Origin of the sequence: Colwellia sp. (assembly GCF_013214175.1) — a bacterium.
GTDB lineage: Bacteria > Pseudomonadota > Gammaproteobacteria > Enterobacterales > Alteromonadaceae > Colwellia.
The window spans coordinates 139,654-153,518 of sequence record NZ_JABSPA010000004.1 but is presented as its reverse complement, the minus strand read 5'-3'; the positions used below and the strand labels follow the sequence as shown (position 1 = coordinate 153,518).

Sequence of the window (13,865 nt, the reverse complement as noted above, 5' to 3'; positions counted from 1 at the left end):
ATTAAGCCTCTTTACTTAACTGATTTGGCACATTTTTAGCGGGGCTTTTCTCACCCCAGAGAAAGGCGCCTTGTTTGATTTCATAGAGTAGGGCGATTAATAATATGAAGATGAAAAAAGAAGTGATAAAAAAACCTTGCCAACCCGCTTCCATTACCACGATTGACCAAACATACAAAAACACTGCTTCTATATCAAAAATAACAAATGAAATAGCCACCAAAAAGTAATTTATATTCCATCTGATGTCAGTGCTTCCTTGACCAACTATACCTGATTCGAATGGTTCATTATTTGTTCTTTTGGGGACTTTAGGGTTGAGTAAATGGGACACCAATAACATGGTGATAGTTAATAATATAACGGCGATAAAATAAACTATAAAACTGGTTGAAAGCATAAGTCACCTTAACCTTTATTATTCTTTATTATTTCAAATCAACTAAAAATCAATTGAATATGAGGAAGTTACAGCACTTGATAAAAGCATAGTATAAATTTTCAACAAACCAAGTCTGAATAAATAATTTATTTATGAATTATAAACACTGTTCTGATTTTAAATATTCTGACTGGTTAACTAATACCAATTTGATAAAGTTTGTGATCTTATTGTGCGAAGGAAAAATAAACCAAGTTAAGGCACTAGATTGAGAAATAGCTGGCTATCGGTTGTGAGAATAACGCAACCTTGGAATTTTTTAGCCAGCACAAGTGAGCAATAGTTTAATTAAACGGATATAACAAGCTCTGCAAAAAACAGAGTAATCTTACCCCGCTTTAACGGACACCAAAATCTAACTAAAGATGAGGTGTTCTATGCCAAAGTACAACAATCCAAGACGAACTTGGAAGTATTCAAATGAGTTCAAAGTTAACGCTGTTCAACTGAGTTTTGTTGTCGGTGTCACAATAAAATCTGTCGCACTAAAGCTCGACATTCACCCGTTCATGCTGTCACGATGGCGAAAAGAATATCGCGAAGGAATAATTGTGGCTGATAAACGTAAAAAAGTAGCAGGACACTCGAAAGCAAAAAAACAACTGACCAACGAACAAAAACTTGAGCGTGAAAATAAACAGCTTAAGGAGGAGTTGTACGTGCTAAAAAAGTGGCAACGGTTTCTTGCCGAGGAACATCAGGACGATATAAATTTATCGAAAAACTCAGAGTCGAAGTAAGTGTTAGGTCATTAATTAATTTACTTGGTGTATCCAAAAGTGGGTATTACGATTGGAGAAATCGTCAACCTAGCGCACGTGAAATTAAGGATGATGAGTTGAAGGTTAAAATTCAACAAATCTTCAACGACAACAAAGGACGATACGGTAGTCCTCGCATTTTTAAGGCATTACAAAAGCAAGGGTACAACATAGGTAAAAAACGCGTAGAACGTTTATATCGTGCACTTGGCCTGGTCGCTAGAGTGATGCGCGTGACTACACGTTCGGCCGCTTATAAACGTTTTCTCGTTGCAGAAAAAAATTTACGTCCAGAAGGAGATGTACCTAAGGCGGTAAATAAAGTGTGGGTTGCAGACGTTACTTACTTAAAAGTGAGGGGGTATGGCGGTATTTATCAGTGATCATTGATCTCTATTCACGACGCATTATAAGTTGGAGTTTAGATAAGAACAGAACAATGGACGTAACAAAACGGACGTTACAAAATGCCATTAAAAAGAGAAAGCCAGAAAACAATTTAATGCTACATACTGATAGGGGGGTTGAATATCGTGGTCAGGTCTATCAAAAAGCATTGAAACGAAATGGGATAGTTCATAGCTTGAGTCGAGCAGGAAAGTGTACGGACAATGCTCACATGGAGTCATTTTTCCATTCAATGAAAACGGAAGTTATTCGTGGTAATGACTTTAAAAGTGATGCACAGTTACGTGGAACACTTGGCAGTTATATTAACAAATACTACAATGCGACGAGGATGCATTCTGGTATAAATTATTGCTCACCAATAGAATATGAAGCAATAGCAGCGTGAAATAAAATGTGTCCGTTTTATCGGGGGAAGATCAGAGCTTAAAAATATTTTTAAGCTCTGCTTTAATAATTAAAAGGAATGACTTTATTTTGTGCAGTAATCCAACATTGATATAAACAACTTAATTTTATCCGTGCAGACTGGCCTAAAAACTTTATAGCCAACGTCTCTAGATGCCTGAAACGATTGCTGTTAGGTAGTTTTGTCAGCTATTTATACCAGACGGTCATGGCCTTTTTCATAAAATGAGCGTAGGTGAATATCTATAGCTTTTAAAATATCGCTTCTAGTAATAATGCCTAATAACCTTTTACTCTCATCAACCACAGGATAAAGCTTCGGTTTGTTTTTAGTCATTTGTTGTGCTAAATCGAGTACAGAGTCTTCACAACCTACCGTTAGCACATCGGTTCGCATCATATCTTCAACAGTCGCGTGAGGCTCACTTAAATAGGTATCTTCAAGCAGATGAGTTAAGCATTCTTGCTCGGATACAAAACCAATAACATGTTGGTAAACATCAAGTACTGGTGCACCGTTTTGAGGGGAGTGAATTAATTTTTCTGAAGCTTCTGCAACTGACATGTTAATAGTAAAGGTTACAGGGTGCTTGTTCATGTAATCCGCTACTCTAATGGATTTCATTTGTTTCTCCTGATCTGTTTTTATTCTTTTGAAGGTAATGTTTTATATAACTAATCTTAGTTGCGTTTTAATATTTTGCATTAAATTCTTTAGAATTAAACTTTTACAACATTCTTCCTGTGTCAGGTATTGAAATATAGGTACTAAATGTTTTATATGACACAGCTAATGATAATGAGTCTTTTTATCTCAAGTAGCTTATAAATCCCCTACTTTGCTCACACTTCATTTGTACCTGAATACAGCACTAATGATAGAATAACCATTCTCGTGTTTGTATCTTTTCTATATTTGGGTTTGTCTTGTAAATGAAATGTATATCTTCAAGTGTTTTTGGCCGGTTTATTGGTATTCCCACGGTAATAAAAATCACTGAACGTGGCTTAGCCATTAACGTTGATAATCGCTTGCTCAACATTCAATGGCAAGAGCTGATAGGTCCACCTGAATTTCACCTGAGTTTCTTCGGCCAAATCCTTACCTTTAAAACAGCCGATAAAAACTATGTCTTTACTATGCTTGCCTATAATTCAAAGCGTAGGCAAAAGAATAACCTTGATCAGCTGTGGGCATCAGCCAATATTAATCGTGTTGACACCTTGTTAACGGCGATAAAAAAAATCATTTCAAATCGATATTTACGGCAATCAACTATTGAACGTATTCAGTTATCGGCAAAGCAAGAATGTAAGCGTTGGTTGCCTTGGTTTAACTCAAGTAACTTAAGCAAGTTAAGTAAATCAAGTAAGGCATTGGCCGAAGTTGCTGAAAAACTGCAATTACTATTCTTTTACCAACGTTGGACAGAGCAGGGCATAGTGGATTGCCGTGAGGGCTATATCAATAAACAACTGCAAGTGCATCGTAGTTATTTTGATACTGTTGAGTCTAACCCGTTAACACCACGTCAGCGCAGGGCCTGTATTATCGATAATGATAATAATCTGTTGTTAGCTGGCGCTGGAACAGGCAAGACCAGTGTTATGATTGGTCGCGCAGGTTATTTATTAACTAGTCAACAGGCGGATAAGGGCGAAATATTACTGTTAGCTTATGGCCGTAAAGCGGCTGATGAAATGGATGAAAGAATTAAAGATAAGTTATCGACTGATAAAATCAGTGCTACTACTTTTCACAGTCTTGGGCTTAGTATTATTGCCCAGGTCGAAGGGAGAAGACCTAGCTTATCGGAATTTGCACAAGATGAAAAAGCAAAGTCTAAATGGACTCAAAGATGTTTTGAAAAGCTAATTAGTGAGCAGGTGCTGTATCGTGAACTAGTCCTCGAGTACTTCAGTAAGCACTACTACGTTGAAAAGAGTGACTTCGACTTCAAAAATCTGGGTGAACGCCACCAGTACTATAATGACAATGATATTCGCACCTTGAAAGATGAAAAGGTTAAAAACTTTGCTGAGCTTTATATTGCCAATTGGCTGTTCTCTCACGGTATAGAATATCAGTATCAAGCAAACTATGTTTATGAGGTTAAAACAATAGAACTCAGCCAATATCAACCTGACTTCTTCCTTCCGGAACTAAATACTTATATTGAATATTATGAGATAGATAAGAATGGCGATACTGCTACTTATATAGATAAAGATGAGTACCATGAAAGTATGCAGTGGAAACGAGATACTCATAGTCACTTTGAAACTGATTGTCAGGAATTTACTTATGCACAGCACAAAGAGGGTAAATTACTAAGCTCATTAATGGCATCATTGACTGCGCGACAAAAAAAACTGGGCTTATTACCGGCCGAAGTATTACCTACCGAGCTAATACTGGCAACACTTAAAGAGCGTGGCAGAATAACAGCCCTTGCCCAGATATTTTGTCAACTGGTTGGGCTTTATAAAGCCGCTTGTTTAGACAGTACTTCAGATGGTGTGTTAGATAGTGCTTTCGAAAATACTTTAACAGAGAAAGTTATCTCTAACTCGGATAATCCAAAACAGACAGAAAAATCTTTAGAATTACTTAAGCCTATTTTAAATGCTTATGGACAGCAGTTAAAATGTCATGGTGAAATTGATTTTGAAGATATGATTAATAAAGCGTTAGCGTATGTTCAAGCAGGTAAGTTTCATTCGCCTTGGCGTTATATCATGGTAGATGAATTTCAAGATATATCAGAGCCACGAGCGCGTTTAGTAAAAGCTTTACGTGATAATAATAAAGAATGTTCCGTTTTTGCCGTAGGCGATGATTGGCAGGCTATTTACCGTTTTAGCGGTGCGGATTTCACCCTGACGACTCACTTCGCAAATTATTTTGGCGCAACCACGCAATCAGAGTTAGACCTAACCTTTAGATTTAATAATCAAATTGGTAAAGTCGCCACCTCTTTTATTAGTAAAAACCCGGCGCAAATTAGTAAAACCATTAACTCTTTGCAGCAAGTTAAAGCACCAGCTGTTTCACTGCTCAAACGAGATAGCGGTAAAGTAAATTCACAAAAAACAACTGTTATCGATGAAATGGAAAATGGTGCAATTAATGATGTATTATCATCTATTTCAGCTAAAGTATGTCAGCCCGTTAGCGTTTACTTACTAGCACGGTTTTGGTTTCTTTTACCTAGCAAGATAGACCTTAAAAAATTAAATGATAAATACCCCTTACTAACTATTGAATCGCAATCTATTCATGCCTCAAAAGGAAAAGAGGCTGACTATGTAATCATAATGGGGCTGAAGAAAGGAGTTCAAGGCTTTCCTTCGGAAAAAACAACACCAGCACTGCTTGATGCACTACTCGCGAAAAAAGAAACCTTTAAATATGCTGAAGAACGACGTTTATTTTATGTCGCGCTCACTCGAGCTAAATACCGAGTCTATATCATTGCTGATATGACAGATGTTAGCCCTTTTGTTAAAGAACTAGTGGAAGATCATCAAATTGAACTTGATGAATTTGACAGCACGGTTAGCCAATCATTTGTCGATGACATTAATTGTTTAGTTTGCGAAACCGGCATATTAAAAAAACGCATTGGCCAATATGGTACTTTCTACTCATGTTCTCATTTTCCTCGCTGTGAGCATAAAGAAACATCATGTGCTAAATGTGAAAGCCCAATGACACGAAAGCGTTATTCTGGTTTTAAGTTTTGCTTAAATGAGTCATGTAAAAGCCTGATTCCTACTTGTGGTAAATGTAATGCAGAAATGGTTTTTCGTGCCAGTAAAAATGGTGAGTTTTGGGGTTGTCGAAATTATAAGGGAAATGAGCCAATGAGTTGTAAAAACGCTGTTGACCATGCAAAAGTAAATTGGCCTGAATTAGTCGATTAAAGCACGAAAAATATGAGTAATAGATAAAATTAAAGGGAATATCACAAAAGATGAAATATATAGGTTTTGGAGATAATGATTTTAACTTTGCAGTATATATCGCAAATAAGCCTAACATGCTTGAATATCATAATTTGAGTACAGTTTTGCCATTGGTTGATGGTGAAATTAACGCTATTAACCAATCATGTGGGAATGGCTGGCGCAAAGTCTTTAATGTCTATGCAAAGTTACTGTACGCTTTAGATAAAGAATATTTTTATTTTTCAAAGCAAGCGCCAACATGGCAAGACTATCGTGATCAATACCTATTAAAAGCACGGAGCAAAACAGCCTTACTTTTTTCAGCGCCACGATTAGATCCAAGTAACGAAATAGTACATATAATTTGTGGTAAAGGTCATGCCAAAGCATTAATCAGTAACGGTAATCTTAATGCTAATTTAGTTTGGTTAGATGAAGAATTTGCTATTGATAGCCAGAATAAACTTATCGTATGTCCGTACCTTGATTATCGTCAACTGAGTAATATTAAAATAGAGCGCTTGGCAGAATTATTACGCCGCTTACAAAAGCTATAGAAGACCCAAAGGTAATTATCACCACCGAGAAATTTCGAATAAGGATCAGATGCGTTTTGCGCTACACAGAGGAAGTGACTTCAGTTTATTACAATTATCAGCGTTTTGTTTTTCTCTTCTCGATGTAGTGACCTCTGTGGTAAATAAACCAAACAACCGTCATTCCCGAAGTCTTTGATCGGGAATCCATTTTCTATTTTTATTATTAACAAGACCAAGCACTTTCCCCCTTTAACTTTGTTAGAATTCTTCGTATAATGCGTCAAATTTTATTGTTGTTCGTTAAGCTAATAAAGCGAATACGACCAACATTAGCCAATCGGATATGGTGAAAAGTGTCAAAGTCAGTAGCTCATTCAGAAGATAAGTCAGCCGAAAATTCAATCACAAAACCTCAAGCAATGCCAAATGATGCCAATATACAATTGTTGCAACAGCAGTTACTTCAGCAGCAACGACTGCTACAAACTACGCAAAATCAAGACGATGAAATTGACTTATCCGAGCTTTGGCGTGCGATTTGGGCCGGTAAATTTACCATCATCATTATCAGCATGATTTTTGCCGTGGCTTCAGTTTTTTTCGCATTATCTAAGCCAGATATCTATAAAGCTTCAGCAATACTCGCCCCAGCTTCAAGTGAAGGTGGCGGTGGTTTAGGCGCCATGGCAGGTCAACTTGGTGGCTTAGCCAGCATGGCGGGAATTAGTCTTGGTGGAGGAGGTGGTGTTGATAAAACAGGATTAGCCTTAGAAATATTAAAATCACGTTCTTTTATCGAAAACTTCATTACAAAGCATGATTTGTTAGTACCATTAATGGCATCTAAAAAGTGGGATATGGCAACTGACACCTTAATTATAAATGAAGAAGCGTATGACATAGTAAATGATAAATGGCTTAGAGAAGTTAAAGCCCCTAAAAAGCCGGAACCATCAACATGGGAAACGTATAAAGCATTCTCAAAGTTAGTAAAAGTAACTCAAGATAAAATCAGTTCTATGGTTTATATTGATATTGAATTTTATTCTCCAACAATAGCGAAGCAATGGTTAACTTGGTTAATTCAAGATATTAACGAGTTTATGCGTGAACAAGATAAAATTGAGGCAAAAGCTTCAATAGACTATTTAACTGAGCAGTTAGTTAACATTAAAGTGTCAACCATGGAAACGGTTTTTTACCAGCTGATTGAAGAGCAAACTAAAAATATGATGTTAACTATGGTTAAAAAAGAATATGTACTTAAAACTATAGACCCAGCACAAGTTCCTGATACTAAAACTAAACCTCAACGTGCTTTAATTGTAGTGTTAGGTACTGTATTTGGTGGCATGTTGTCGGTATTCATCGTACTTGTCCGCTATTTTACTACAAAAGATAATTAACTGATGCTTGGTCCGACAAAGACAAATTATTCAATAGGGAAGCTCGCATTATTGAACAACGACTTTGAAGTGTGATAGTTCAAAAGTAGTTAATCCTCAGTAACTAGTGACAATGATTGATCTGTAGCCTTAATACCATTATTGGTTATCCAGTTGAAAGAGTTTTTGGACTTTAATTACTCGTGTTATTTTAGAAATAATTAAATATAGAATTATCTATAACTGATATTAATAAGAAAAATTAAAATATATATATGGTGGTTTATCTAAATAAAATAGTGTTTTTACTGGTTTTTATGTCTTATTACAGTATAATTTTGCAATTGAAATTCCCTGTAGCAACAATATTTAGTTATTAAAATATGATATTAGCAGTATTTATTTCTGATGGCAGATGTAGCCTATTATGACTACTGATAAGTGCGCTACACTCGAAACAATTTTTACTTTAAATTAGTGAAAGTACCTCATTACAATAAAAATTAATCATTTAGATAGTAATTGGTTTCGAAGGTCAACTTAATGTTGATCACTGTCAGTTTAAAGTTAATTTTATCTTCTCAGTGGTTTCTCGATAGTCAGGATTAATTTCGAAGGTAGCAGAAGTCTTATATTCTGCATCATTATGTGTTTTTTAAAGTAGGATTGAATGATGTTAAAGTGTGTATATACATCATATTCAGTTGCTATTTTGAGTGTTATAAAGGTAAAAAAATGACTTCTATTTTGTCTTTGATAGGCCGTGAAAAAGAACTGTTTACAAGTGATGTTACAAATAACAATTTACAATTAATGGATATTGTTTCTCGCTCAACATTCCTTGTTTTGGGTGGGGCAGGTTCCATTGGGCAAGCAGTCACAAAAGAAATATTTAAACGTAACCCTAGAAAACTTCATGTTGTTGATATCAGTGAAAATAACATGGTTGAATTAGTTCGTGATATTCGTAGCTCACTTGGTTACATTGAAGGTGACTTTCAAACATTTGCCTTAGACATTGGTTCTGTTGAATATGATGCTTTTATCAAAGCGGATGGTAAATACGACTATGTACTTAATTTATCGGCATTAAAGCACGTTCGTAGTGAGAAAGATCCCTATACTTTAATGCGAATGATTGATGTAAATATTTTTAACACTGAAAAAACAATGAAACAAGCGGCAGAAAAAGGCAGTAAAAAATATTTTTGTGTTTCTACTGATAAAGCTGCAAACCCTGTGAATATGATGGGAGCCTCGAAGCGAATCATGGAAATGTTTTTAATGCGTCGTAGTGCGGATATTACTATTTCAACAGCCCGCTTTGCCAATGTTGCTTTTTCTGATGGTTCGTTACTTCATGGTTTTAATCAACGCATTCAAAAACGCCAACCCATTGTTGCCCCCAAAGATATCAAACGTTATTTTGTTACGCCACAAGAGTCAGGTGAATTATGCTTGATGTCATGTATCTTTGGAGAAAATAGAGATATATTTTTCCCTAAACTCAGTGAGTCATTACACTTAATAACCTTTGCTAATATCGCTGTAAAATATCTTGAAAAGATGGGCTATGAACCCCATCTTTGTAAAACTGAAGATGAAGCAAGAGAGTTAGCCAAGACATTACCTCAAGAAGGTAAGTGGCCTTGTTTGTTTACTGATAGCGATACCACAGGTGAAAAAGATTTTGAAGAGTTCTTCACTGATAATGAAACGCTGGACATGGAACGATTTGAAAACTTAGGCGTGATTAAAAATGAGGCAACATTTGATCCTCAGTTGGTTAAAGAATTTGAAGAAACTATTGCCGCGCTTAAGCAAGATACAGCTTGGACCAAAGAACAAATCGTAAAGCTGTTTTTCAAAATGCTCCCTGATTTTGGGCATAAAGAAACAGGTAAGTACCTTGATGGTAAAATGTAACGCACTGAAGAGCTAGAATACATGCATAATAAATTAGTTAAGTTTGTTCAAGACATATACCAAACCAAAGAGTTTATCCCTCTTCACGCCCCTACGTTTGCTGGTAATGAAAAAGAATACGTAAACAATACACTCGATAGTACATTTGTTTCTAGTGTTGGTAAATATGTCGACCAGTTTGAACAGCAAATTGAAGCGTTTACCGGAACGGCTAAAGCCATAGCGACAGTTAATGGTACCGCTGCTTTGCATACAGCGTTATATATGGCGGGTGTAAAATCAGGTGACCTTGTTATTACTCAGGCATTAACTTTTGTTGCTACCTGCAATGCTTTGTATCACATGGGCGCAGAGCCTGTATTTGTAGATGTGTCTAAGATAAGTTTAGGTTTATGCCCTAAAGCGTTAGATAGTTACCTCGAAGATAATGCTTTTATTAATAATGATGGATTCAGTCAACATCACGTTACTCAACAGGTATTTCGTGCTGTAGTCCCTATGCATACTTTTGGTCACCCCGTAGAGCTTGATGAACTAATGGCTGTTTGTGCTAAATGGAATATTGCCCTAGTAGAAGATGCTGCGGAAAGTTTAGGATCATTTTATAAAGGGCAACACACAGGCACTTTGGGTTCTTTCAGTGCCATTAGCTTTAATGGTAATAAAGTTATTACCACAGGTGGCGGCGGTATGGTTTTATGTAAAAACTATGACGAAGGCATGCATACTAAGCATGTAACCACCACAGCCAAAGTACCTCACCCTTACGAATACTTTCATGATGAGCCGGGCTTTAACTACCGTTTACCTAATTTAAATGCTGCGTTAGGTTGTGCACAAATGGAAATGTTACCTACCTTTTTAAAGCAAAAAAGAGCATTAGCGCTGCAATATAAAAATTTATTTAAGGACTCAGATTTTAAATTTATTGAAGAGCCTGAATATGCCCAATCAAATTATTGGTTAAATGCGATAATTTGCCCTGATGTGGCTAGCCGTGAAATATTAATCAAAGAAACCAATACCAATGGCGTTATGACTCGTCCAATATGGAAATTAATGCACAGGTTGCCTATGTTTGAAAATGCCAAATGTGGTGATTTACCTGTGTCAGAATGGATTGAATCTTGTTTAGTAAATATACCAAGTTCGCCTGTAAATAATGGACAATAAAATGAAGAAAATAGCTGTTTTTACAGGGACTCGTGCTGAATATGGCTTGTTATATTGGTTGATAAAAGATATTCAATCAGATAACGATCTTAAACTACAGCTATTGGTCTCTGGAGCGCACTTATCGCCAGAGTTTGGTAATACTTATACACAAATTGAACAAGACGGTTTCACTATTGATGAAAAAATAGAAATATTATTATCTTCTGATACAGCAGTAGGCGTTGCCAAAAGCATGGGATTAGGTGTGTTAGGCTTTACGGACGCGTTAAACCGCCTTCAGCCAGACGCTTTGGTTATTTTAGGTGACAGGTTTGAAGCCCTTGCTGCTGCACAAACGGCAATGATATTACGCATTCCGGTTGTTCATTTACATGGTGGTGAAATTACTGAAGGTGCTTATGATGATGCAATACGTCATGCAATAACTAAATTAAGTTATATTCATTGTACGTCCACAGATGAATCCCGAAATAGAGTTATTCAATTAGGTGAAACACCATCAAGAGTTAAAAATGTTGGGGCAATAGGTCTTGACCATTTATCACGTAGTCATTTTATGACAGTTGCTGAATTATCTAAATCACTTTCTTTTTCATTAACTAAGCCCTTTTTATTGGTGACTTATCACCCTGTTACTTTGGCGGATGAAGAGCCTGTAATCTCTTTTCAAGAATTACTTGATAGCTTGGATGAATTCCCTGAGTTTCAGGTCATTCTTACTTATCCAAATGCCGATGATGGCGGAAGGAGTATAATTCCTTTACTAGAGAATTATGCTAAAACTAATCCAAAAAGAGTATTAGCAATTCCATCGCTAGGCCAAACAAGATACCTCAGTGCAGTTAAACACTCAGCGGCTGTAATTGGAAATTCATCAAGCGGTATTATCGAAGTACCTTCTTTTGATATTGCTACGATTAATATAGGCATGCGCCAAAAAGGCAGGTTATCTGCAAAAAGTGTCATTCATTGTGAACCTATTAAAAAAGATATTGTGGAAGCTATCGATTTAGGGATTAACAAAGCATATAAAAGTAACGATGAAATTATTTTTAACCCTTATGGACAAGGTGATGCATCAGGTCAAATAATTACGTTACTCAAAGAATTAAGCGTAAGTCCATTGAAGTCTTTCTATAACTTAAACGTGGAAACATAAGATGACATTAATTATCGCGGAAGCGGGTGTAAACCATAACGGTAACGAAAAACTTGCATTTCAGCTTGTAGATGCTGCACATAAAGCGGGTGCAGATATCGTTAAATTCCAGACTTTCAAAGCATCTAAGTTAGTAACGGCAACTGCAGAGCAAGCTGATTATCAAATTAAGAATACTCAAAAGAAAGAATCTCAACTTGCAATGCTTAGCCGGTTAGAGTTAAGTTTTGAATTTCACCTTGAATTGGTCGAGTACTGTAAAAAAATAGGAATTGAATTTTTATCAACAGCCTTTGATTCTGAAAGCTTAAAATTCTTAGTAAATGATTTAAAATTAAAAAGGCTAAAAATCCCCTCTGGTGATTTAACTAATGCTCCTTTAGTGCTTGAGCATGCACAAACAGGGTGTGATTTAATTGTTTCTACAGGAATGGCTACTTTAGCTGAGATAGAAACGGCATTAGGAGTAATAGCCTTCGGATATGTAGCAAAAGAAACAGATAAGCCAAGTATTCAAGCTTTTGAAAAGGCATATTACTCTGAACTTGGACAAAAGTTACTTAAAGAAAGAGTAACTATTCTACACTGTACAACTGAATACCCAGCCCCTTTGCAAGATATTAACCTCAAAGCTATGGATACTTTAGCTAATGCATTCAAATTGCCTGTAGGTTATTCAGATCACAGTGCAGGGATCAATATCCCTATCGCTGCTGTGGCTCGTGAAGCAACGATAATAGAAAAACACTTTACTTTAGACCAAAATATGGAAGGTCCTGATCATAAAGCATCACTTGAGCCTGATCAGTTAAAAGCAATGATTGAAGGAATTCGAAATATTGAATTAGCACTGGGTGATGGGCTAAAAGGGCCTAGACCTTCAGAGGTCAAAAATAAAGCGGTTGCAAGAAAAAGCCTTGTTGCTGAACAAGTGATTAAGAAAGGGACTCTTTTTAGTAAAAAAAATATGACTACAAAGCGTCCTGGTTCAGGGGTAAATCCAATTAATTACTGGGGATTGCTTGGCAGTGAAGCAAAAAATGATTATCAAATTGGTGATTTAATTAATGAATAATGGCGTTTTATTAATTGGTTCTGGAGGACATGCGTCAGTTCTATTAGATATGTTAATCGAGCAAAAGATTAATGTACTTGGCTATGTATCTCCACTTCTGGCAGTTAATGAAAAGTTATTTTCAGGTTTTCGTTGGTTTCAATCCGATGAAGACATTTTGCAATTTGATAAAGCAACGATTAAATTGGTCAATGGTATTGGCTCATTGCCAGGGAATACATTAAGAGCGGATTTTTATAATAACTATAAAAATTTAGGTTATAGCTTTGCAACACTTGTCTCAATAGATGCTGTTGTGTCTAGGCATACTATTTTAGGAGAAGGTGTACAAGTGATGTGTGGTGTTATTATACAAACAGGAACAAGTGTTGGTTACAATAGCATAGTAAACACGGGTTCAATACTTGATCATGATTGCTCTATAGGCAGCAATAATCATATCGCACCAGGAGTTACGCTTAGTGGACAAGTTACCTCTAAAGCAAATGTTCATTTTGGCACTGGCTCTTCAGTTATTCAGTCAATAAATGTGAATGAAAATGTTATTATTGGTGCGGGTGCCACCATCACTAAAGATGTAGATAAAAATACTATTTGTTATCCCGCACGTATTTTCAAAAAGGTTAAAAATTAAT

10 protein-coding genes and 1 pseudogene are annotated in these 13,865 nt (G+C 36.1%); 9 read left to right on the top strand and 2 right to left on the bottom strand.

All coding sequences use genetic code 11. The annotated features are described in order from the left end of the window. Nucleotide 1 precedes the first annotated feature (1 nt). The gene (locus tag HRT55_RS11915; protein ID WP_291621507.1) at nucleotides 2-400 is read right to left on the bottom strand and encodes an NADH-quinone oxidoreductase subunit A; all 399 of its coding nucleotides are present in this window, start codon (nucleotides 398-400) and stop codon (nucleotides 2-4) included. A 419-nt stretch (nucleotides 401-819) separates the two neighbouring features. Between HRT55_RS11915 and HRT55_RS11910 the strand changes: the two are divergent. Further along, a pseudogene (locus tag HRT55_RS11910) lies at nucleotides 820-1,999 on the top strand (IS3 family transposase). 213 nt (nucleotides 2,000-2,212) lie between these two features. Here the strand turns inward: HRT55_RS11910 and HRT55_RS11905 are convergent. Further along, entirely contained in the window at nucleotides 2,213-2,644 is a 432-nt protein-coding gene (locus HRT55_RS11905) for a CBS domain-containing protein (protein ID WP_291621505.1), read from the bottom strand. 308 nt (nucleotides 2,645-2,952) lie between these two features. Between HRT55_RS11905 and HRT55_RS11900 the strand changes: the two genes are divergently transcribed. The 8 genes from HRT55_RS11900 (at nucleotide 2,953) to HRT55_RS11865 (ending at nucleotide 13,864) form a co-directional block, all read left to right on the top strand. Beyond that, nucleotides 2,953-5,946: a UvrD-helicase domain-containing protein gene (locus HRT55_RS11900; protein ID WP_291621504.1), complete on the top strand. Its 2,994-nt coding sequence runs from the start codon at nucleotides 2,953-2,955 to the stop codon at nucleotides 5,944-5,946. A 50-nt stretch (nucleotides 5,947-5,996) separates the two neighbouring features. Next, nucleotides 5,997-6,527, top strand: coding sequence for a hypothetical protein (locus HRT55_RS11895; protein WP_287202097.1), 531 nt, complete (start codon nucleotides 5,997-5,999; stop codon nucleotides 6,525-6,527). 335 nt (nucleotides 6,528-6,862) lie between these two features. Continuing rightward, nucleotides 6,863-7,915, top strand: coding sequence for a Wzz/FepE/Etk N-terminal domain-containing protein (locus HRT55_RS11890; protein WP_287202095.1), 1,053 nt, complete (start codon nucleotides 6,863-6,865; stop codon nucleotides 7,913-7,915). A gap of 714 nt (nucleotides 7,916-8,629) precedes the next feature. Then, the gene (locus HRT55_RS11885) at nucleotides 8,630-9,820 is read left to right on the top strand and encodes a UDP-N-acetylglucosamine 4,6-dehydratase (protein WP_287202094.1); all 1,191 of its coding nucleotides are present in this window, start codon (nucleotides 8,630-8,632) and stop codon (nucleotides 9,818-9,820) included. Nucleotides 9,821-9,841: 21 nt separating this feature from the next. Beyond that, nucleotides 9,842-10,993, top strand: coding sequence for a LegC family aminotransferase (locus HRT55_RS11880; RefSeq protein ID WP_287202093.1), 1,152 nt, complete (start codon nucleotides 9,842-9,844; stop codon nucleotides 10,991-10,993). A gap of 1 nt (nucleotide 10,994) precedes the next feature. Beyond that, nucleotides 10,995-12,155, top strand: a complete 1,161-nt coding sequence (gene neuC / locus HRT55_RS11875; RefSeq protein ID WP_287202091.1) for a UDP-N-acetylglucosamine 2-epimerase — start codon at nucleotides 10,995-10,997, stop codon at nucleotides 12,153-12,155. A 1-nt stretch (nucleotide 12,156) separates the two neighbouring features. Then, a complete protein-coding gene (gene neuB, locus HRT55_RS11870) occupies nucleotides 12,157-13,230 on the top strand; it encodes an N-acetylneuraminate synthase (RefSeq protein WP_287202088.1) in 1,074 nt (357 codons plus the stop codon). Next, nucleotides 13,223-13,864 carry an acetyltransferase gene (locus tag HRT55_RS11865; RefSeq protein WP_287202087.1) on the top strand — a complete coding sequence of 214 codons (642 nt, stop codon included), beginning with the start codon at nucleotides 13,223-13,225 and terminating at the stop codon, nucleotides 13,862-13,864. Before neuB ends, HRT55_RS11865 begins: the two co-directional genes overlap by 8 nt. Nucleotide 13,865 lies beyond the last annotated feature (1 nt).